This is a genomic window from Roseiflexus sp. RS-1 (assembly GCF_000016665.1).
Taxonomy (GTDB): domain Bacteria; phylum Chloroflexota; class Chloroflexia; order Chloroflexales; family Roseiflexaceae; genus Roseiflexus.
Map to the genome: position 1 here is coordinate 193,413 of NC_009523.1, position 20,165 is coordinate 213,577.

Here is a 20,165-nt window from a genome sequence, read left to right on the forward strand (position 1 = left end):
CAATGTTCAGTGTCATCTCACCGCAACCTCACCAACCGGTTTCCGACAGACACCGGCGTCAAACAAATGTTTTACAACCGGCAGGACGGGGTCAGAAATGGATCGTTTCAGATAGCATGTTCCAGTTTGACGCCCCACCCGCGATCGGTAAGGATATAGATCGGATGGCGGGGATCGGGTTCGATGATCCGGCGCAGGCGCAGGATGGCGTTATCGAGCACGTTTGTCCAATCGGCGGGATCTTCCCAACCGTGGTCGTCGCGCGTGCGCGGCTCTTCGGTTAGACCCAGATAGGCGCGGTAGTAGAGTTCACTGCGCGGGACGCGCCGTGAGCGGTTCTCGTAGAGGTAGCGGAGCAGACGGTAGGGGCGCGGCTGCAACCCGCCGACCTCGGCATCACCGATGAAGACGCGATCGGTTGTGAGGTCGATGGAGAGACGGGGCGGGTGGGTGCGTTTGAGCGTATGCCAGTCATTATCTGAAAGTGGATGCGATGCACCAGATGCTGCAAAGGCATCGACCAGGGGACGGATGAGCCTGAGCCAGCCGCGCGGTGTGCCTCCACCGTAGCGTTGCAACCAGTTGCGCACATCCTGATCTGCAACGCAGAGATCGCTCAGGCGCAGCGATGGTCTGCCGATCTTTGCTGCGATGTGGCGTTCGGTGATCACCATCAACTGTTCCGGCGTCCACGTGAGGGTATCTATCTCAATGCGCCCTTTGACAACGCCCCAACTGCTGGTAATGTCTGGCTCCAATGAACGCGGTACGAACATTTTGATCGCAAAACCGTTCAGATCGAGGAGTTCGAGCGTTGAGAGCATGGCAACCACCAGGTCTGACAATGGAGCGGTTGATCCTCTGAGCCACGGCTCGAACCCGTCGATCATCACCCACACGCCGCGCATGCCGATCCGCTGGAGAGCGCCGGTCAGGTGAGCGATGATGCGTTGTTCGGTGGCGTCGGGGTACAGAACCGGCGCTGCCGGGTCGGACAGCAGACGTCGGCAGAGCGCTTTGCCTTCTTCGGCAGCGGACTGCTCCTCGATGGCCGCCAGCAGATGCTGCCGGTCCCTAACAATGTGCGCCTGAAGAAACCAGTGGAGCGACATCTGGACGGTCGGCGGCGCGCGGTGAAACAGATCCGGATGGCGAAGAAGGGTGGTGAGCAACGTTGTTGCGCAGGTGCGCAGCGCCTGTTGCACAAAGATGCGCACCGCCGGGCTGCCGCGAACGTCTTCGATCAGTTCCGGCTGCCAGGTCGCCACCAGGTGCGTTGGCGGCGCGTTTTCCGGCGCAACCTGGCGGGTCAACGCCAGACGCAGCGCCGTCTTTCCCGAACCGCCGTCGCCAACGATCACCAGTGAGCGCATGCCGGTATACGCGGTATAACGGCTCGGCTCGACGAACACAAGCGGTTGCAGGTGCGGTTCGCGCTCCGCCGCCAGGGTGTCGAGCGCTTCAGTGGCGATGACCGTGTTGTGGTCGTCCACTTGTTCCATCATCGTATGTCGAACACGGCAGCGATGAAGTCGTTTTCGTTGAGAAAACGATACGCCGGGTCGTTCTGATCGAGGTATACCGCCAGATGATGTGCCAGCGCGCGCCGGAAGATGGTCAGACTGCGCGCGAATGAGCCACGCGCATGCTTCAGGATGTCCATCACGAACCCTTCTTCATCTGCTGAAGGATCGCTCAGTTCGACCAGATCGAGCAGGTGCTGCACCGGTCCTCTCGAGACGGCAACCGCGCTATCCAGCAACGATAGCAACTCCTGCTCCGACCAGCGCAACCTGATGCTGCCGGACTGCCCGAACCCGCCTGGATATGCCGATGCCGTGAACAGCGTGCATCCAATACCGGCGCGTTGCAGGTCGGGAATCAATCGGGCGAACTGTCTGGCGCGGTCATCACCGACATCATCGATCACGATCAGGTGCGTCCGCTCGATACCCGGCGGGCGGATCGTCAACCACTCCAGCATCGTCCTGGCATCCGGCGTCGTCGGCGCAGCATGGGACAACAATCCGTTGAGCCGATGCAGCACGATTTGCCCGGATACATCATCTTGCAGTCCATTGTTGCGCAGGAGGCGCCGAAGCGCTGGCAGCGAGCCGCCGATCCAGAGCATCCACTCTGCCAGCAACACCTGTTCGTCTTCCGGTAGCCAGAGCAACAATCCCGGTTGCTGCGCCAGTGCGGCGCACCGCCTTTCACCGGCTGCGCGCCCGATGAAATGCGCCATGTCACCATGGGTCGCCGGATCAAAATCGGACAGAGCGACCGGCGCTGGCATGCAGCGTTCGGTTGGTTTGCGGAGTTCGTTGGAGAGTGCGAGTGCAGCAATCCAACAATCGAACCGGTTGCCGACAACAGGTGTGCGCGCCTGTATTATAGCCGGTTGCTGATTGCGGGGTAGCGCAATTCGTTCCCAAAACTCTCTACAACTCTGCAACTCTTCCGGATCAAATGGGTTTACCGATAATTCATTCGTTTCCAGCCAATCAGAGATAGGTTCAGACCGGACGATGTTCGTTGAGTGCGGAGTGAACAAGGGCCATTTGTAGGTCAGGGGCAGTTGATCGACCAGGCGCTGGCGGATGCGCGGATCTGTAAACGCCAGTTTGGTCACTTCGCGTATATCTTCGGAAACATTGCCGGGCAAGCGAATTGCCTGTACAAGGTATTGTCTTCCTTTCTGATCTCCGGGAAGGGATGCCAGCATCTCCAGCACCGCGACTATAAATTCGCGGGCATCCATCTGGAAGTAGTGCAGGAGCGCTGCACAAATACGGAGCGTGGTTTCTACGCTCTGCCAATCCACTGCTGGCAGCGGCAACGGCTTGTCAACGTCGCGGAAGACCCCTGGATGCGCCAGCTTCAGCAGGTCGAGAACGGCGTTCAATCGTCTGCCGTCCCCCGCGCGGTAGTACTCCGCTGCGTCGCGCAAAAGGCAGATAACTTGCTCTTTCATAGCGACGCCAGTCAACTGTGCACGCTGGTTATCGAGGGTTTTATCCAGTTCGCTGCGCGCCGGATCCTCCCAGTTTCGTCTCGCTTCTTTTTTGAGTGTTTCGGCGGCAAGATGCCATTCGACGAGATCGCGATCAAAGAGATCACGTATTTCGCGAATGCGCTCAGATTGCTGCGCCTGGCGTGTCTGGCGTCGCTCATTGCGCACCTGCCATCCTACGCCGAACACAGCCGATGCGATTGCCAGCCCCACACCTGCGTCGCCGAAGAACCGGTTCTTGAATGCTCTCCAGCAGAAAGCCGACTGTGTTTCATGCGCGATCCTGATTGTTCCCGATGCACTCTGTCCGGTTGTGTCACGTACCGCAACCTCAATTGTAGTTAAGTCGCCGGTGTCATCCTCCAGGAAGCGCATACCCAGGCGCTGCGGGCGCAGGTCGCCATCGTCCGTCAGCGTCAACGGCGGTACGACCGGTGCGCCAGTCTCATCGGTAAAAATGAGGGTGCTGCTGCTGGAGAGTTCAACCGTGACGGTCAGCGGTGCGGCGCTGGCATCGCGTTTCAGCCAGACAACCAGCTCAGGCGGGGTGGTCGCAATGGCATCGGCGCGGATCAGGCGCGGATGCCGGACGAAGAGTGTGCGCCCCGGAAGTGGTACGGATGTGGTATGGTTTGCCTGGAGCGGAGCGATGTCTTCTTCGATGCGGGCAAGAACGGCATAGAAGACGAACGAGATCGCAATTCCGAAGAATAACACCGGTACGAAACGATCTCGCCAGCGTTGCGTCCTTGCGGCATCTGCGCCGTGTTTCACCATTTCCAGGTAGATGAACAGGCAGGCGAGAGCCGTGATGAGCGCCGGGAGTATCCAGAGAGCCAGCAGCATGACCACGCTCCCTCCCGTAGATGTATCCTCAAATATGTAATATTACCACATCGGCGCACAATCCAGAAGGGGCACAGCACTGCTGTGCCCTGGAAGAACGGGCATACATGGAGATTGAGCATTTACAGCAGTTCTCAGATACATTGACCATTCTTCCTATCCGTCGTGTCGCACAGGGCGCCCGCCGCCGGCGGAGTGTAGACCGAAATTCATTTTGGTCACCGCGTGGAGCGTGCGATTCCAGGAGTGTTCAACATCGTCCACCAGGTTCAACCTCTGTGAGAACTGCTATAATCCGGTATGCGCCTCGTGCCGTCGGGCTGATGGAGATTGAGAAATACATCCGCTCTCCCGCGCGAGCTGTCGGGCTGAAGCCCTCGGCTCTGCAAGGCGAAGCCCGCCTGCGCGGAACGCGAACTCCAACGGTGACCCTCTCGCCGCTCGCCGCTCGCCTACGACAAGCCCTCGGCTATGCAGGGCGAAGCCCGCCTGCGCGGGCTAGAGCGGAATAATTACTCAAAGACCATACGCCCTCGGCTCTGCAAGGCGAAGCCCGCCTGCGCGGAACGCGAACTCCAACGGTGACCCTCTCGCCGCTCGCCGCTCGCCTACGACAAGCCCTCGGCTATGCAGGGCGAAGCCCGCCTGCGCGGGCTAGAGCGGAATAATTACTCAAAGACCATACGCCCTCGGCTCTGCAAGGCGAAGCCCGCCTGCGCGGAACGCGAACTCCAACGGTGACCCTCTCGCCGCTCGCCGCTCGCCGCTCGCCTACGACAAGCCCTCGGCTCTGCAAGGCGAAGCCCGCCTGCGCGGGCTATGACGGATTATTTCTTCAAAGACCATACGAGGGAGAGGCGCACCTGCCGCTACGGAACGGTTACTGCCAGATGGTAGGTGATGCGTTGATCGTCACCGATTGAAATCAGGTTTTTGCGCTTCATACCGATCACAATATCATCAACTTCGAGATCGGTGAGCTGTTTTCGGAACAGTGCGTGGATGTGGTTGCGAAGAGTCGCCACCTTTGCGGGTCTGGTGACGCGGTGCTTCTGGAGATGGACGACAACAAAGGCGATGCGTTCGTTTCTTGAGAGTTGGGAGGGGTTGCTCGCGTTCTGAGACGCCGGGGAAGAACACGTCTGCGCGTTTGTCTCAACCGTCGCCGCAGGCGGATGCACCTGCGCAATGTTGCCGTTCATCGCCGGGGCAACAGTTTCTATCGTTGCGTTAACGAATGCGGGTGCAGCGGAATGCTCGTTTTTGCCTGATTCATGCGTCGATGCCGACGGGAGCGGAGGGGCGAGTTTCTTTTTGATGATCGGTATGTCGGTCACGTCCTCGAAGCGATGCACCTTGACCTGTTTTGCCCGCATATGCTGGATCAGCGGGTCGAAACCGGTATCTTTCGATATAATGTGAAAGTACGCCGCAGAGTAACTGTGTTGCTTGTCAAGGGGCGCTCGTATGCACAGCCGGATCCCAGGGCTTTTGCTGACGCAATATTGCGCCGAGAATAGTCAGCAGCTTGCGCATCGCAGCGACGATGGCGACCTTGCGCGGCTTGCCAGCTTGACACAGGCGCTGATCGAAGGCGCGCCTGACCAGACGGCGCCGCGTGGCCGCCAGGGTCGCCATGTACAACACGCTGCGCACATCCCTCCTGCCGCCGGAGATATGCCGGGGTTTGTGCTGTGCGCCGCTCTGATTGGCATACGGCGCAACGCCCACAAAGGCCGCCGCTTCCGTGCGATTGATGGTCCCCAGTTCGGGCAGGCGGAGCAGCAGGTTCAGTGCGGTGATCGCGCCGATGCCGGGCACGCTTTCGCGCAGCTCCCGTTTCCGGCGCACCTCGTCGGTGCGCTCCGCCTCGTTGTCGCGTTCCTGCGCACGCGCACGGATCTCCTGATCCAGCCAATCAATATGCTGCTGGATGCCCGGGCGGAGGTTCGGCGCGGCAGCCGTCAACCGATTGATCTCAGCCGTCCGCATCTGAATCACCTGCTCCCGCCGGACCAGCAGGTCGCGCAAGGATGCGCGCTGCTCGTCCGTCGCTTGGTGGTGCGGCGGGCGCACCCGTTCGGCAAAGCGGGCGAGCAACCGGGCATCCAGGCGGTCGGTCTTCGCCTGGCGTCCTTCCGCGTGCGCCAGGGCGCGCACGCGGCGTGGCTGCACCCGCGCCGTCGGCAAGCCAGCCTGGAGCAGTTGGGCGAACACCATGCGCTCCAGCCCGCCGGTCGCCTCCAGCACAATCAGGGTCGGCTGCAGGCGCTGGAGTCGCGTGACCAGGAGCTGGACACCTTCGTCGGTATACGGTATCGTCTCGCGTGGCGCGTGCGGGTCGGCGCCAAACGCCACATCCAGCGTCTGTTTGGAGACATCAATGCCGATAAAGAGCGACTCACGGGAAGCCATACACAGAACCTCCTGAGGAAAACGGCGCCAGCCTTGCTAGCATATGCGGGTTTGAGGGCCCAGATAACTGTTCGGCTTGGTCGCGTTGAAGGACACGGCTACCCAACACTCCGCGGCGATCTCGTGAACCTGGCGCAGAACGGTATACCGTGTCCCGTTAGATTATACTAGTCGCGGACTGCCAGCACACCAAGGTAGAAGGCGATGTGGAAATCGAGCGCATTTGAGCCATTTCCGCTCAGTTTGATATAGGTTGCGCGCGATCCCAGGCGCTGCATCGCCGCTGCGAAGTCAACCGGGACTGATTTCTGCGCTGCGCCGACGAAGATGATGACATAGATGTTGGTCTCACTGAGCAGCGGCATGAGGTCGGGCTGGACGTTCTCGTAGTCGATGAGAACATAGTTGCGTTGTGCTGGCATACGCATGTCCTGGCGCTGAGATGCTTCACAAGCTCAGTGTACCAGGTGAGATAACCAATCCATAACCAGATGAGAAACTCACGTGATGAAACCGCTCATTGAAGTTCACGATGTCGTCAAAATCTATCGGATGGGGGATGTAGAGGTGCATGCGCTGCGCGGCGTGTCACTCGCCATCGATGAAGGCGAGATGGTCGCTATCATGGGTCCGTCCGGCAGCGGCAAAAGCACCCTGATGAATAGACATCATCAAGATTTAGTGATATACTATTTTTGTACAATCTGAAAATGGAGAAAAACGATGTGTAAGTATCGATCCATTATCGAAAATCCGGAGAAATTACGCTCTATGACCGGACTGACCGTTGAAGAGTTCCACGCGCTGGTTCCGATCTTCCACGCCGCATTTGAAGCGTATATGAAACGTCGCACGATTGATGGCCGCGTCCGATATTGTCGTCGCTACGTCTCGTATGCAAACTCGCCGCTTCCGACAACAGAAGATAAATTGCTCTTTATTTTGACCTACTTAAAACAAAACCCAACGCAAGTGATGCACGGACACCTCTTTCAAATGAGCCAATCAAACGTAAGCAAATGGGTGCATCTTTTGCACGGAGCGCTGAACTATGCGCTTTCACAGCAAAATCTCCTGCCTGCGCGCACTGCCGACGACCTGGCGAGGCGATTGCAGGAAGAACCGTCGTGTGAAGAACCGTCGTGTGAAGAACCGTCGTGTGAAGAACCGTCGTGTGAAGAACCGTCGTGTGAAGAACCGTCGTGTGAAGAACCGTCGTGTGAAGAACCGTCGCATGCGACAAAAGCGCCCCCCTTTTTATCCATGACGGCGTAGAACGTCCCATTCGCCGTCCAAGCGACAAAGTCGACCGGGAGTTGTATTACAGCGGTAAGAAGAAACGACATACGCTTAAGAACGTTCTCATCATTGATGAGTTTGGCTCTATTCACTTTTTGAGTGACACCTACGAAGGAAGGGTCCACGATAAATGTATTGCGGATGAAGCGGGATACACCCTTCCAAACGCGAGCATTCTCTATCAAGACGCCGGATTTCAAGGATTTACCCTGCCTGGCGTCCAGATTATGCAGCCAAAGAAGAAGCCGCGCAATGGAACCCTCACGCCGCAGGAAAAGGAGGAAAACCGGCGTATCTCATCCGTTCGCGTTCGTATTGAACATGTTATCGGCGATATCAAGCGGTATCGAATCATTCACGACATTATCCGCTTCAGTTGTTCCGAATTTCGGGATATGGTCATGGAAACATGTTGCGGGCTGCATAACTTCCGAATTTGGCTGAAACGCAAAAAGCAGTCCAAAAATCAAAACGAATCTTGATGAAGTCTAATATCCTGGGATGTCTCGATCAACCGACGAGCGGAACCTACCTGCTCGACGGTGTTGATGTGGGCAGCCTGAACGATGACGAACTGGCTGCGATCCGCAACCAGAAGATCGGATTTGTCTTCCAGCAGTATATGCTGCTGCCGCGAACCACTGCGTTGCGCAATGTCGAACTGCCGCTGCTCTACAGCCCCGGCAACGGGCTTGATCGCACGGCGCGCGCACGTGCGGCGCTTGAGGCGGTCGGTATGGGCGACCGCATGCACCACAAGCCGAATGAACTCTCCGGCGGACAGCAACAGCGGGTTGCGATTGCGCGCGCGCTGGTCAACAATCCGCGCATTATTCTGGCGGATGAGCCGACCGGTGCGCTGGACACGAAGACCGGCGAGGAGATCATGGGGATTTTCGAGCGGTTGAACCGCGAGCGTGGCATTACCGTGATCCTGGTGACTCACGAGCAAGATGTTGCCCGTCACGCCGAACGGATCATTCATATGCGTGACGGGCAGATCGCCGATGTTACAGCACGCGTGTGATGGCGGCAAACAACGCACGTTCCTGATTGGCGGCGGTTATGGCGTCTTCATTTCCCATCACAACGAGCGCAGCGTTTTCGCGCAGCATGTCGAGCACATCGGCAAACGCACGGAAGTCGGCGGGCGTCGTGCCCAGCACCTCGTCGCGCACCTGCTGGCGATAGGCGTCATCATCACCGACGATATGGCGCGCCATTGCGGTAAAACCGCGTGCGTCGGGGAGCTGGTATGCGTCGAGTTCGGCGATGACGCCGATGATGGCGCGGGTCAACTCCTTCTCGCTCAATTCGAGCTGGCGCAAAAATTCGGCGGAACGGTCGTAGACCTCGATGGTGCGCAGCAGGTTGGGGTCGCGGTACGACGTGTAACTGAACATGCCGGATCGCGGGTCGAACGAGCAGAAGCCGCCGTAAGCGCCACCCTGCTCGCGGATCTGTTCCCATAGCCAGGTGGTCATCAGGTAGCGCGTCACCACCAGCGCCGAGCCGTGCAGCCGGTACCCCAGGCGATACAGGCTGGCGCCTTTGGCAACGTAGTTCACGTTTGCGGGAATGAGCAACCCTTCTGATGGTGCGCCGGGCTGCGGGTTCCACGCCGCCAGCACAGATTCGCCAGCGGGCAGCCGGTCAAGAAATGCTTCGAGACGGGGGCGGAACCGATCCCAACCGGCAGCGTCCACAGTCACGTTAACCAGCAGGGCGCTCCGATTGACCAGCAGGGTGCGCATCCGCTCCAGTACAGTGTATACTGTATCCCATTCCTCATCGATAGCCCGCTCGACACGCCGCAGGAAGAGGAGGTAGCTGACCCCGCCGATCTGTTCCGCTGCCCAGTCGGCTTCGTTGAACCGTGCGCGCAGGCGTGTGTTGACGACCGTGTGACCAGCCGGGATCAGGCTGGCTTCACGCGACGCACGTTCTTCGCGCACAATCTGGCGAATGCGGTCGCGGTTGTCAAGACGGGCGGAGTGCACAACGTCGTGCAGGATGTCGAGCAGCGCATCGCTTTTCTCCAGAATTGCCTTCCCGCGCAGGAACAGCCAGGCGGCGCCATCACTCTGCCCACGCATCGCGGACGTGAACGTTTGGGGAAAGATGCCGCCGGTATCGCGCCCGATCCGCTGCGTCAACTGGATGATGTCGTCGTGCTGCGTGCCGGTTTCGAGGAGCGCACGCCCGAAAATAGTGACATATGGGAGCAACTCCTGCGGCAGCGTGTGCAGGTTCATGCCAACGTCGATATACACGATCCCGTTGGTAAAAAGGTCGTGCAGCAGCACACGTGTTGCACCGATGTGCATCTCTTCGGTAGGCGTTGTTTTGATCTTCCGGTCGAGATCGGCAATCGTCAGACTGGGGAGCAACGCAAGCGCCTCCGGCGGATCGGGCGTCTCCTGGATCTGCTTGAGACGCGCAGCGGTTGTGGCGATCTGTTCGATCTGTGCATCATCGAGGGTGGCGCGGATCGCCGCGAGGCGCTCACGCTCGGCAGCGTTCTGGCGATTGGTCAATTCAAGATCAGGCACGAGCACGACTGTTGTGCGGTGCGGATTGCGCAGGAGCCGCTCTTCGATCAGGCGCTCGAAGAAGCGCCCTCCGTTGTGCAGACGCTGCTTGACTGCGCGTAGCGGCGCCTCGAACATCAACGGCGCCAGTGGATCCTCGCCGTAGAGCCAGGTGTCGAGCGCACGGAACAGCACGACCAGACCGCGTGGATACGAACCGGTGTTGTTCTCGCGCAACTGAAACTCGACCGTGTTGACTGCCGCTTCGATCGTTTGCGGATCGATCCCGTCGTGCACCAGGCGTCCAAGCGTATCGATAATCATGTTCTCGACAGCGTGCACGTGTTCGCCTTTGACCCCTTTCAGACCCACGGTAAAGAACGTCTGACGCAGGCGGGCAAACCCCGAACCGGTGAGGTTCTCTCCCAGCCCGGAATCGATCAGGGCTTTGCGCAGCGGGGAAGCCGGCGTGCCGACCAGCGCATGCTCCAGGATGTCGAGCGCCAGCGCTTCTTCAACATCGGGTGGATCGGGCAGGAGCCAGTTGACCGTCACCATATGTTTGTCGGCGCTGTTCGGACCGGCGGGATATGGAACCTCAAGGCGTTGCGGTTCGCGGAATGGCGGTTGCAACGGGATTGTCGCATCGACAGAAATGCGCTCGAAAGGCGCCAGCACGCGCTCCAGCAGGCGCAGGCGTTCTTCCGGGTCATCATCGCCGTAGAAGAAGATCAGGGCGTTGGAAGGATGGTAGTAGCGCTCATGAAACGCCCTGAACTGTTCGTAGGTCAGGTTTGGAATAACCGCCGGATCGCCGCCAGAGTCGACGCTGTAGATATGACCGGGGAACAGCGACCGTTGCACTGCAACATAGAGCACCCGGTCGGGTGAAGCATTGGCGCCCTTCATCTCGTTGAAGACCACGCCGCGGTATCCCAACGACCCGTCCTCATTCAGTTCATAGCGCCACCCTTCCTGCTGCAACACCTCTGGCGTGATGCGCGGATGAAAGACGGCATCGAGGTAGACATCGATCAGATTGTAGAAATCCTTTGTATTTGTGGACGCAACCGGATAGACAGTTTTATCCGAAAAGGTGATGGCATTGAGGAATGTTTTGAGCGATCCTTTGAGCAACTCGACGAACGGCTTCTTCAATGGGTATTTCTCGGAGCCGCACAGGACGCTGTGTTCGAGAATATGCGCCACGCCGGTCGAGTCGGGTGGCGGGGTACGGAAGGTAATCCCGAAGACCTTATTTTCGTCATCGTTGATCAGCGAAAGAAGTTCGGCGCCGGTGGCGACATGGCGATACAGACGCGCCAGGGTGTTCAACTCGGATATCTGCTGCTCACGGAGCAGTTCAAAGCCGTGTGTGATGTTCATTGCTGCCTCAATTCATGAACGATGTTCAGGATTCTCAAGAATTGTACCAGATTTGGGTCAGCGGCGAAGGACTACGAGAACCGAGAACTGAGGACCGGGAACCAAGAACCAAGAACCAAGAACTGAGAACTGAGAACTGAGAACTGAGAACTGAGAACCGGGAACCGGGAACCGGGAACTGAGAACCGGGAACCGGGAACTGAGAACCGGGAACCGGGAACTGAGAACTGAGAACCGTGCTTACTTACAGCATTTCTCAGATATGTTGACTGGCGTTTGTGTCTTCTGTGTCGCAGGCCGTGGGGCTAATATTGAGCATTTATTCCGCTATACCGGGCTAGCCGCGAGGCTGATGGAGATTGAGCAATTTATAGCAGTTCTCATAGAGGTTGAACCTCCTCGGACGACCGCGGCACGTGCGGGCTCAAGCCCTCCCTGAGCGCACGGAAGCCCCTGCGGGGCTGGCGTTTCGGTTATCCTTGCCATATTCCGGGGGACCGGGGTTGATCCAGCCCGCAGGGCTTGCCCGACCTCAGCCAGGGCTTATGGAGATTGATCATTTATTCCGCTCTACCGCGCTAGCCGTGGGGCTGATGGAGATTGAAAATTAAATCCGCTATACTGCGCTAGCCGTGGGGCTGAAGCCCTCGGCTAACCAGGGCAAAGCCCGCCTGCGCGGGCTATACCGGATTATTTATTCAAAGACCATCAGCCCGCCGGAGGCGAAGATGGAACGCTCCAGAAATCCAGTCAAGGGTTCAACGTATCTGAGAACTGCTATAATCCGGTATTCGCCTCGTGCCGTCGGGCTAATGGAGATTGAGAATATAATCCGGTATGCGCCGCATGCCGTCGGGCTGAAGCCCTCGGCTATACGGGGCAAAGCCCGCCTGCGCGGGCTAGACCGGACTTAATTCTTAAAGATCATAAGCCCCCGGCTATGCAGGGCAAAGCCCGCCTGCGCGGGCGAGAGCGGAGGAATTGCTCAACAACCATATTGAGATATTCAGGCGCTCAGTCCAAATGAATCGGCGCTGAGCGGCATCATGTAGCATCGAGGACAGGGCAGCATCATGCTGCGACAGGAGAGCGTATGAGCGGCCATCGATCACTCACGTGCAGTACGCGCCTGTTCCGGCGGGCAGAGGTCGTCCGCATAGGAACAGAACACACAGCAATCGCCCGGCTTGGGGCGCAGCAGCGCGCCACACTGCGGGCAGGGATACACAACGACGCACGCATCGTCGGGCATCAGCGCATCGCTGTCGTTGTGACAGATCGGACAATGGAGCACGGTTTCATGTTTCATACGTTACCTGCCATAACCTGCTGTTGGCGTCGGTGACTTTTGCGCGAGGATCTGTCCGAGAAGAAAACGGTAGATCCAGGCGGCTTTGTCTGGACCGCGAAATTCGAATGCGAACCGACCAAAAGCGGTCAGAATGATAATCTCACCACTCTGAAAGATCATCCCTTCGTCCGCCACTGCGACTCCCAGGATATTCTGGTACGGTAGAGAGACCATCATCCGTTTCTTTGCGATGATCCCCTGATCGTAAAAGATGAGCCGACGATCGGTTATGCCGACGAATCCGGTGCCGATACCTTTGCAGTCGTAGACGGCATACAGCGTCTCTCCTGGAAGCAGATACGTCACGATTTGGCGGTATTGCGTTTCATTATCATAGACTGGCCACCCTGACGACATAGGACCTCCCGCACGCTTCCTCATGTTCGGATTATACAGCACATCGAAAAGCGTGTCACTGCCGGGCATGCACTCTACGGCTACGCGATGCTTATGCGCGGCGCTCTCCACGACGCTGCACGTCAGGAAACGTCGCACGATCTGCGGGCAGGTTTCGCTTCTCAATAGTACGCCTGTGAGCAGTTAACCGATTGACCGGGATTCATTCCAGGGTTATAATGCGCAACATAGCAAGCAATCCCCAAAAATGCCCGATGCGCATTCTGATCGTCGATGACAACCGTGATATTCTCGATCTCGTGCAGCGCGTTCTGCTGGCAGAAGGGCACGAGATCATCACTGCTCGCAACGGGGTGGAAGCGCTTCAGCGCGAAGCGGAGTATACGCCGGATCTGATCGTGCTCGACATCAACCTGCCCTTTCTGGATGGATGGGAAGTCTGTCGGCAGATCAAGGCGCGCCGTTCTGTGCCGGTCATTATCCTTTCGGTGCGTGCCGAAGCAGTCGATCTGGAACGCAGTCGCGCCGCTGGCGCCGACGATCATGTCCTCAAACCGTTTGACCTCGATGATCTGGTCAACCGGATTGCCCGCCTGACAAACACGCTTCCGGGATAAAAGCGAAAGCGCCGAAGAGACAGAGCGGATGATAGTCTCTCCGGCGCTGCGGTATGCCTGAACCATCGACCGCGATTCAGGTGCGCCATTTGCGGCAGTGGATGATCGTCCCCTGACCTTCAGCGGATTTGATATCAAATTCATCCATCAGACGCCTGGCGCCGGGCAACCCCATCCCCATGCCGCGCGACGTACTGTAGCCATCCTGCATAACGAGATCGATGTCGGCGATGCCGGGTCCCTGGTCTTCACAAATAATTTCGATCCCTTTGCGCCCGCCGCGCTCGATCTCACGAATCGTCACCGTTCCGGTGCCAGCGTAGAGGAAGATATTCCGCGCCAGTTCACTGACGGCGGTCGCAATGCGCGCCTGATCGATCGCACCGAAACCGAGCGCCTTCGCAGTGTCACGGGCCAGGGTGCGAGCGATCACGATATCGAGGTCGCTACGGATCGGCGCAACCTTAGCCTGTGCCATCGGCGTCCTCCTCAGCCTGTCGGCGGAGCATCGCCAGACCTTTCTCGAGATTGAGCGCGGTCATCACACCGGTCAACTCCAACCCCAGTTCCACCAGCGTGATCGCCACTGCCGGTTGAAGCCCGGTAATGACCACCTTCGTCCCCATCAGGCCGGCCATCGAAGCAATATCACTGATCAGACGCCCGATAAAACTGTCGACAACATCGACAGCGGTGAGATCGACGATCAAGCCGCGTGCTTTGGTATCGTAGATCTTCTGGAGCAGATCATCCTTGAACTGCACGGCTGAAGCATCGTGCAACGCCACCTGAATGGAAGCAATAAGCACATCGCCGATCTTGAGAATGGGTATCCTGAGGCTTTCCAACGAGACCTCCTGCACCCTCGTGGGAATATCCCTGAAACCGGGAGGTTGCCAGGGAAGACGGTTGCCAACAATGCGACACGCTGAACATGATAGACACTCGTTGCCGTCATAATGCCCGACTGAACACAATTATAATCCAGGAGCACTATGCCCGTCTATGCGCTAACAGTCCTGCTGTGTGGATAGGTATACCTTTCGCCGTATAGTATACTACCACCGGAAACCGGTGCATTACCAGAGGTTGCCATGCCAGCCATCACGCGCGATTTTACTGCGACCACGTTTGTTGTTCACGAACGACGCACGCTGCTGTTGTTGCATCGCAAACTGAATATGTGGCTGCCACCCGGCGGACACATCGACCCGCACGAACTGCCAGACGAGGCTGCCATTCGTGAGGTGCGCGAAGAAGCCGGGCTTGAAGTGGAACTGCTGATGACCGGCAGCGTGCTCGGCAACGTTCGCGTGCTTCCGCAACCGTACTGCATCTTGTTGGAAGATATTGCGCCAGGACATCAGCATATTGATCTGATCTACTTTGCACGGGTACGCGGAGGTGTGTTGAATCCTTCTGAACGCGAGACGCAGGCGGCGCGCTGGGTGACATGGGAAGAACTGGATGCGCCTGATATTTCTGAAGATATTCGCGAGTTAGGACGGCGTGCCATCGAACTGTGCAGTTGAACTGAGAAAAAACCGACGCCCTGCGCTGCGCCGGTTGTTGTCAGACACCGCGGGACACCCAGAGGAACTCGCCTACCGTTGCTACCTCTCGGTCCTGGCGGGGTTCGGCAAGTATCTGCCGCCCCGCGGTGCAGCGCACATTATAGCGTGTCCGCTGCTGCTGCGCAACTTATCTTTCGATTGGCGATTGCCTTCGCCTTCGCTTTGCTTGACATCCCGCGCACAGAGTGCTACCATATATCTCGCAGAAGGGCGGTTAGCTCAGTTGGTTAGAGCGCCACGTTGACATCGTGGAGGTCACTGGTTCGAGTCCAGTATCGCCCACCAGCGCCAGAAATGAGAACTGGACATGAGGCAGATCGTCTCACATCCGGTTCTCGTTTCTTTGTTTATAGGGCTGAGACGCAGTTCTCAATGCTCCATGAAACGAATAGTGCGCGTTTTGTTTCTGAGTCTCCTGTTGATTTGCCCCGCGTGCGAGCGTGGGCGCATGTTTCGTTCACGTTTTACGATGAATGTGCGTTGCCCGGTGTGCGGCATGGTGTTCGAGCGTGGCGCGGGGGAGTTCAGCGGCGGGATGGCGATCAACACGGTTGCCACCTCTTCGGTAGCGGTGACCGGCGCTGCGCTGGCTTTTTTCACCGATCTGCCGGTGTTGCCGCTGATCCTGGCGCTGACCCTGGTCTCAACGGTTTTTGCCCTCTGGTTCTACCGCCACGCCCGTGCGCTGTGGGCGGGCATTCTGTTTCTCACCGGTTCAGTACGGGAAGATTGACAATGACCATCAGTGATGCTCTCCGCGATGTTGTGGTGCGGTTGGTACTCGAGCGCCCGGCAGCGCGGCGATCAATTTCTGCGTGGGCGGATGCGCTTGCTGCGTCTGGCGCGAAACTCAAGGCGCGTATGGCTGCGAGCGCTGACACGCCTGCCAACCGACGCCAGCTCCGGCACATTATCGGGCTGGAACGCTGGGGGCAGCGTCGTATGCGCGTTGCGCTCGGTGAGCCGTTCATCAACGACGAGATGGATGGGTATCAACCGCCAGCGGATCTGAACCTGGCGGAACTGATCGATGTGTTTCTCAATACACGCGACGAAACAGTGCAGATCGCGCGACAGTGCGCCGCCGATCCCCGCGCTGAGACAGCACTCGTGCGGCACAATCAGTTGGGACCGCTCAGCATTCGAGGGTGGCTGCGGTATCTCGATATGCACGCCAGTCTGGAAGCCCGTCGTTTGCGCTGATTGAGCCAACAAAGGCTTCGAGCCAGCGCCAGACTGCCGCCAGCGCCTCGACATCGGCGATCAGGTAGACGATTGCCGGTGCAAGCATCTCGATGGCGGCAAGCGGAGAGGGCTGCCGAACCCAGCGTTGGTACGCTTCCCAGGCCAGTGTCCAGTGGTCTGCGCCAGGGGACCAGGTGCATCCGAGCCAGCGCGCAATAGCTTTCAACCCGCCGCCGCGCTGATCGCTCAGGCGAGGTGTGGGAAGCACGACTCGCACGCCAAGTTCATGCCGGGCATCGACCAGGAGCGGCGCAAGTTTCCGATGCACCGACGGTTCGGCGCTCTGTTCGAGCATCAGGCGCTCTGCTTCGCCCCAGTGCGCCAGCCTGCCGCCTCTTTCCTGGACGGCGGCGAGGACGCGCCGCCATCCCTCCCGAACATCCGGCGCCAGGATGAGCGGCACGCCGTTCAATGCGGTGGAGCGCCCATCCGAGGTTGGATCGACGACAATGATCATGCGGTCGCCCGGCGCGCCTGCCAGACCGAATGCCCACGGTTCACGAGTCAGCGGGTCGCTTTCGATGTCGAGAAAGAAACCGACGTGGGGGAGCTGCGGAGCGCCAGTGCTGGTTGGTTGTGGTTGGTCGCTGAGCAGCGCCTGCGCCTGCAATCGCAGGCGCTCGCCACCATAGGGCAGACGATCCGGCAGCGTTGCAAGAACGCCAGGTTCGAGCGTCACAACCTGTTCTATCCGATGGATGCCGCGCTGACGCAGCGCAATCCCCTGCCGGCGGCTCAATCCGGGAAGGAGTGCGATGTCGCGCGTTTCGCGCGCAGCCGCATCGCACGCCGTTCGCCAGGTGCAGAAAGGGCAATGGTCGTTGTCGAACCAGACAGGCGGGGCTTCTCTGGTTGCGATGACGGCAGCGCGCCAGACCTGAGCGGTGAATGGGGCGAGCGACGCAGATTGGCGTTTGACGAGCGCCGGTCCGTCCCCGCTGGCGCCGAGCCACAACTCGCCAGGCGGATCGATCGCTTCCCCCTGGGTCTGCCGCACCAACCACCGCCATGCGTCGAGCAGCAACCGATCCCAGCGTGTCGGGCGGGTGTGCAACACAATCGCCACCGGGCGATAGGACCACGCGCCGGATGTGGTAGCGGTGCGGATCAGCAGGTCGGGAGCGCCGCGTAGCGTGTGGTCGGCGAGAGGCGCTTCGAGCGCGGCGCCGGCAATCGCTGCCGCACCGCGTTGCATCAACCGGCGGGTCTGGATGACACGCTCAGACCAGTCAAGTGCGGACAGGTCTTCAAGATTCGGAATCCCGGCGAGGATGCGCTGTTTGTGGGCAGCACGAAGCGCCATCCGCGCACGCGCATCGGCGGTGGGTGTTACCGGAGGCGGATGAACAGAACGTTGATCAAGCCAGATCCGACGTTCGCAGCGCGCCAGCCATGCCAGATCGTCGGCGTCGATCCAGGAGGGAGGGAAAGATGGAACTGTTGTGACCGGCTGGGGTTGCTCGTTGGTCATACGCCTCCCTGCGATGTTACCGTCATTTCCCGCAGTTGTGCAACAATACCCGGCAACATCTCCAGAACCGCATCGACATCGGCATCGGTGTTCTCACGCCCAAAAGTGAATCGCACCGCGCCGGGGAGCGCAGCCGCAATTTCCGGCGCACGTTCCGTCCCGGAAGCGCGAGCCAGGGCGATCAACACGTGCGATGGCTCCAGTGATCCACTGGTGCAGGCAGAGCCGCTCGAAGCAGCAATCCCGTGCTGATCGAGCAACAGAAGGATGCTTTCACCCTCGACACCCTCGAACGAAAGACTGGCATTATTGGGCAGTCGTTGGGTCGGATGACCATTGAGACGCGATCCCGGCACACGTTCCAGAATGCCCGCCACCAACCGGTCGCGCAGACGCGCACAGTGGGCGCTGTCGTGCGCGCGGCGTTCTTCCGCCAGGCGCAGCGCCGTCGCCATGCCGACGATGCCGGGCACATTCTCGGTGCCAGCGCGTCGTCGTCGTTCCTGTCCACCGCCGGTGATCTGCGGCAGGAGCGGTGTGCCCCGGCGAACGTAGAGCGCACCCACGCCTTTGGGACCGTAGAACTTGTGCGCAGCAATGGTCATAAGATCGACGTTGAGCGCACGCACGTCGAGCGGTAACGCACCGGGCGCCTGGACGGCATCGGTGTGGAAAGGAATGCCGCGTTCGCGACAGATGGCGCCCAGTTCCGCAATCGGCTGGATCGTGCCGATTTCGTTGTTGGCGTACATGATCGATACCAGCACCGTGTCCGGACGCAACGCGGCGCGCAGGTATTCCGGCTGCACCAGACCTTTGGGATCGACCGGCAGGATGGTCGCCTCGAACCCAAACGCTTGCAAATGTTCGACGGTATGCAGCACCGCGTGATGCTCAATGGCGCTGGTAATAATGTGCGATCCCCGTCCTGCCTGGCGTTGCGCCAGTGCGACGCCACGAATCGCAAGGTTATCGCTCTCCGAACCACTGCCGGTAAAAATAATCTCACGCGGCGATGCTCCCAGGATCGACGCAATCTGATCACGCGCTTCGTCGAGTGCATGCAGTGCAGCGCGTCCAATGCGATAGATGCTCGATGGATTGCCAAAGTGCGTGGTGAAATAGGGGATCATCGCCTCGAGCACCACGGGATCGACCGGCGTCGTTGCCGCGTGATCAAGGTAGATCAATCGGTCAGTCACATACTCCTCGCTTTGTAGAGACATCAGGGCGCTTCCAGACCGTGCGCTTCGAGCAGCGCCTGATCGGCGAGCAGCAGAGCCGTGTTGCCATCTGCGACGATACGCCCCTCGTCCATGATAACCATCCGGTCGAACAGTTCGCGCACCATCAGCATATCGTGCGTCGAAACCAGCATCGTCAGCGGCAGATTGCGCAGCAGGTCGATCAACCCGCGCCGCGCCCGTGGATCGAGACCGGCTGACGGTTCATCGAACGCCAGAATATCCGGGTCCATCGCCAGTACCGTGGCAATCGCAATACGCTTCTTTTCGCCCATACTTAAACGATACGGCTGCCGGTCGCGGTACGCCTGCATCCCGACCAGCGCAAGCGCCCGTTCGACCCGCGCGCGCACGTCGTCTGCCGATAGCCCCATATGGAGCGGACCGAACGCGACATCCTCGAAGACAGTTGGTGAGAACAGTTGATCATCGGGATTTTGAAACACGAGACCAACCCGCGCGCGCACCTGCGGCAGGTTGTGCTCATTCACCGGAACCCCACCGATCGCAATATGTCCCTTCCCGCGCAGAATACCGTTGAGGTGTAGCAACAGCGTACTCTTGCCCGCGCCGTTGGGTCCGACCAGCGCCACCTTCTCGCCGCGTGCAACAGAGAGCGTCGCGCCACGGAGCGCGACATGCCCATCGGGATAGGCAAAGTGCAGGTCTTCGATCAGGAGCGCTGGCGGTTCGGCGCCTGGCGACGGCGCGACTGCAATGTCGAGATCACGGAGCAGCATGGACGGATCCTGAACATTAATTGATCGACACTATTGTAGCGTATTCCGTTATCCGCCGGATAGGGTGCTGCGGAGC

Annotated in this window: 18 protein-coding genes, 1 tRNA gene, 1 other RNA gene and 2 pseudogenes; 8 read left to right on the top strand and 14 right to left on the bottom strand. The window is 59.1% G+C overall.

Annotated features, from left to right (window positions below; translation table 11 throughout):
- Positions 1-107: 107 nt before the first annotated feature.
- The 5 genes from ROSERS_RS00760 to ROSERS_RS00780 all read right to left on the bottom strand — a co-directional run bounded on the left by ROSERS_RS00760 (position 108) and on the right by ROSERS_RS00780 (position 6,696).
- Entirely contained in the window at positions 108-1,505 is a 1,398-nt protein-coding gene (locus ROSERS_RS00760; protein WP_232282735.1) for a winged helix-turn-helix domain-containing protein, read from the bottom strand.
- Positions 1,502-3,859, bottom strand: a complete 2,358-nt coding sequence (locus ROSERS_RS00765) for a hypothetical protein (protein WP_011954950.1) — start codon at positions 3,857-3,859, stop codon at positions 1,502-1,504. Before ROSERS_RS00765 ends, ROSERS_RS00760 begins: the two co-directional genes overlap by 4 nt.
- Positions 3,860-4,728: 869 nt before the next feature.
- A complete protein-coding gene (locus ROSERS_RS00770; RefSeq protein WP_011954951.1) occupies positions 4,729-5,235 on the bottom strand; it encodes a hypothetical protein in 507 nt (168 codons plus the stop codon).
- Positions 5,236-5,311: 76 nt separating this feature from the next.
- A complete protein-coding gene (locus ROSERS_RS00775; protein WP_011954952.1) occupies positions 5,312-6,274 on the bottom strand; it encodes an IS110-like element ISRfsp2 family transposase in 963 nt (320 codons plus the stop codon).
- Positions 6,275-6,441: 167 nt separating this feature from the next.
- Positions 6,442-6,696: a PIN domain-containing protein gene (locus ROSERS_RS00780; protein ID WP_041334523.1), complete on the bottom strand. Its 255-nt coding sequence runs from the start codon at positions 6,694-6,696 to the stop codon at positions 6,442-6,444.
- An 85-nt stretch (positions 6,697-6,781) separates the two neighbouring features.
- On the opposite strand from ROSERS_RS00780, the pseudogene ROSERS_RS00785 reads away from it, so the two are divergent.
- From ROSERS_RS00785 to ROSERS_RS00800, 3 genes and pseudogenes are all read left to right on the top strand, one after another.
- Positions 6,782-6,937 (top strand): annotated as a pseudogene (locus ROSERS_RS00785) (ATP-binding cassette domain-containing protein); the annotation flags it as partial.
- A 60-nt stretch (positions 6,938-6,997) separates the two neighbouring features.
- Positions 6,998-8,055 (top strand): IS5-like element ISRfsp3 family transposase gene (locus tag ROSERS_RS24570; protein WP_085979421.1). Its coding sequence is split into 2 segments (ribosomal slippage): positions 6,998-7,529 and positions 7,529-8,055, totalling 1,059 coding nucleotides; the frame shifts between segments, so codons are not numbered across the junction.
- Positions 8,056-8,063: 8 nt separating this feature from the next.
- Positions 8,064-8,600 (top strand): annotated as a pseudogene (locus tag ROSERS_RS00800) (ABC transporter ATP-binding protein); the annotation flags it as partial.
- On the opposite strand, the gene ROSERS_RS00805 reads toward ROSERS_RS00800, so the two are convergent.
- The 3 genes from ROSERS_RS00805 to ROSERS_RS23825 form a co-directional block, all read right to left on the bottom strand.
- A complete protein-coding gene (locus ROSERS_RS00805; RefSeq protein WP_011954953.1) occupies positions 8,584-11,490 on the bottom strand; it encodes an insulinase family protein in 2,907 nt (968 codons plus the stop codon). The pseudogene ROSERS_RS00800 and the gene ROSERS_RS00805 sit on opposite strands and share 17 nt — an antisense overlap.
- 1,108 nt (positions 11,491-12,598) lie before the next feature.
- Positions 12,599-12,799 carry a GDCCVxC domain-containing (seleno)protein gene (locus ROSERS_RS00815; protein ID WP_011954954.1) on the bottom strand — a complete coding sequence of 67 codons (201 nt, stop codon included), beginning with the start codon at positions 12,797-12,799 and terminating at the stop codon, positions 12,599-12,601.
- A 3-nt stretch (positions 12,800-12,802) separates the two neighbouring features.
- Positions 12,803-13,198, bottom strand: coding sequence for a PH domain-containing protein (locus ROSERS_RS23825; protein WP_049767446.1), 396 nt, complete (start codon positions 13,196-13,198; stop codon positions 12,803-12,805).
- Positions 13,199-13,452: 254 nt separating this feature from the next.
- Here ROSERS_RS23825 and ROSERS_RS00825 point away from each other — a divergent pair, with 254 nt between their 5' ends.
- Positions 13,453-13,815, top strand: coding sequence for a response regulator transcription factor (locus tag ROSERS_RS00825; protein ID WP_049767447.1), 363 nt, complete (start codon positions 13,453-13,455; stop codon positions 13,813-13,815).
- 76 nt (positions 13,816-13,891) lie between these two features.
- On the opposite strand, the gene ROSERS_RS00830 is transcribed toward ROSERS_RS00825, so the two are convergent.
- Both ROSERS_RS00830 and ROSERS_RS00835 read right to left on the bottom strand, forming a co-directional pair.
- Positions 13,892-14,293 carry an anti-sigma regulatory factor gene (locus ROSERS_RS00830; protein ID WP_011954957.1) on the bottom strand — a complete coding sequence of 134 codons (402 nt, stop codon included), beginning with the start codon at positions 14,291-14,293 and terminating at the stop codon, positions 13,892-13,894.
- On the bottom strand, positions 14,280-14,663 hold the full coding sequence (locus ROSERS_RS00835) for an STAS domain-containing protein (protein WP_011954958.1): 384 nt from the start codon (positions 14,661-14,663) through the stop codon (positions 14,280-14,282). Before ROSERS_RS00835 ends, ROSERS_RS00830 begins: the two co-directional genes overlap by 14 nt.
- Before the next feature lie 246 nt (positions 14,664-14,909).
- Here ROSERS_RS00835 and ROSERS_RS00840 point away from each other — a divergent pair, with 246 nt between their 5' ends.
- A complete protein-coding gene (locus ROSERS_RS00840; RefSeq protein ID WP_011954959.1) occupies positions 14,910-15,347 on the top strand; it encodes an NUDIX hydrolase in 438 nt (145 codons plus the stop codon).
- Between the two features lie 38 nt (positions 15,348-15,385).
- On the opposite strand, the gene ffs is transcribed toward ROSERS_RS00840, so the two are convergent.
- An RNA gene (ffs, locus tag ROSERS_RS24535) (signal recognition particle sRNA small type) lies at positions 15,386-15,482 on the bottom strand.
- Between the two features lie 115 nt (positions 15,483-15,597).
- On the opposite strand from ffs, the gene ROSERS_RS00845 reads away from it, so the two are divergent.
- The 3 genes from ROSERS_RS00845 to ROSERS_RS00855 all read left to right on the top strand — a co-directional run bounded on the left by ROSERS_RS00845 (position 15,598) and on the right by ROSERS_RS00855 (position 16,592).
- A tRNA-Val gene (locus ROSERS_RS00845) sits at positions 15,598-15,674 on the top strand.
- A gap of 163 nt (positions 15,675-15,837) precedes the next feature.
- Positions 15,838-16,122: a DUF983 domain-containing protein gene (locus ROSERS_RS00850; RefSeq protein WP_232282736.1), complete on the top strand. Its 285-nt coding sequence runs from the start codon at positions 15,838-15,840 to the stop codon at positions 16,120-16,122.
- A gap of 2 nt (positions 16,123-16,124) precedes the next feature.
- Positions 16,125-16,592, top strand: a complete 468-nt coding sequence (locus tag ROSERS_RS00855) for a hypothetical protein (protein WP_011954961.1) — start codon at positions 16,125-16,127, stop codon at positions 16,590-16,592.
- Here the strand turns inward: ROSERS_RS00855 and ROSERS_RS00860 are convergent.
- The 3 genes from ROSERS_RS00860 to ROSERS_RS00870 are packed head-to-tail and all read right to left on the bottom strand — an operon-like array spanning position 16,525 to position 20,089.
- The gene (locus tag ROSERS_RS00860; RefSeq protein WP_011954962.1) at positions 16,525-18,105 is read right to left on the bottom strand and encodes a TM0106 family RecB-like putative nuclease; all 1,581 of its coding nucleotides are present in this window, start codon (positions 18,103-18,105) and stop codon (positions 16,525-16,527) included. The genes ROSERS_RS00855 and ROSERS_RS00860 overlap by 68 nt on opposite strands.
- Positions 18,102-19,331, bottom strand: coding sequence for a cysteine desulfurase NifS (nifS, locus tag ROSERS_RS00865; RefSeq protein WP_011954963.1), 1,230 nt, complete (start codon positions 19,329-19,331; stop codon positions 18,102-18,104). Before nifS ends, ROSERS_RS00860 begins: the two co-directional genes overlap by 4 nt.
- The gene (locus ROSERS_RS00870; protein ID WP_011954964.1) at positions 19,331-20,089 is read right to left on the bottom strand and encodes an energy-coupling factor ABC transporter ATP-binding protein; all 759 of its coding nucleotides are present in this window, start codon (positions 20,087-20,089) and stop codon (positions 19,331-19,333) included. The genes nifS and ROSERS_RS00870 overlap by 1 nt, the downstream gene beginning before the upstream one ends.
- Between the last annotated feature and the right edge of the window lie 76 nt (positions 20,090-20,165).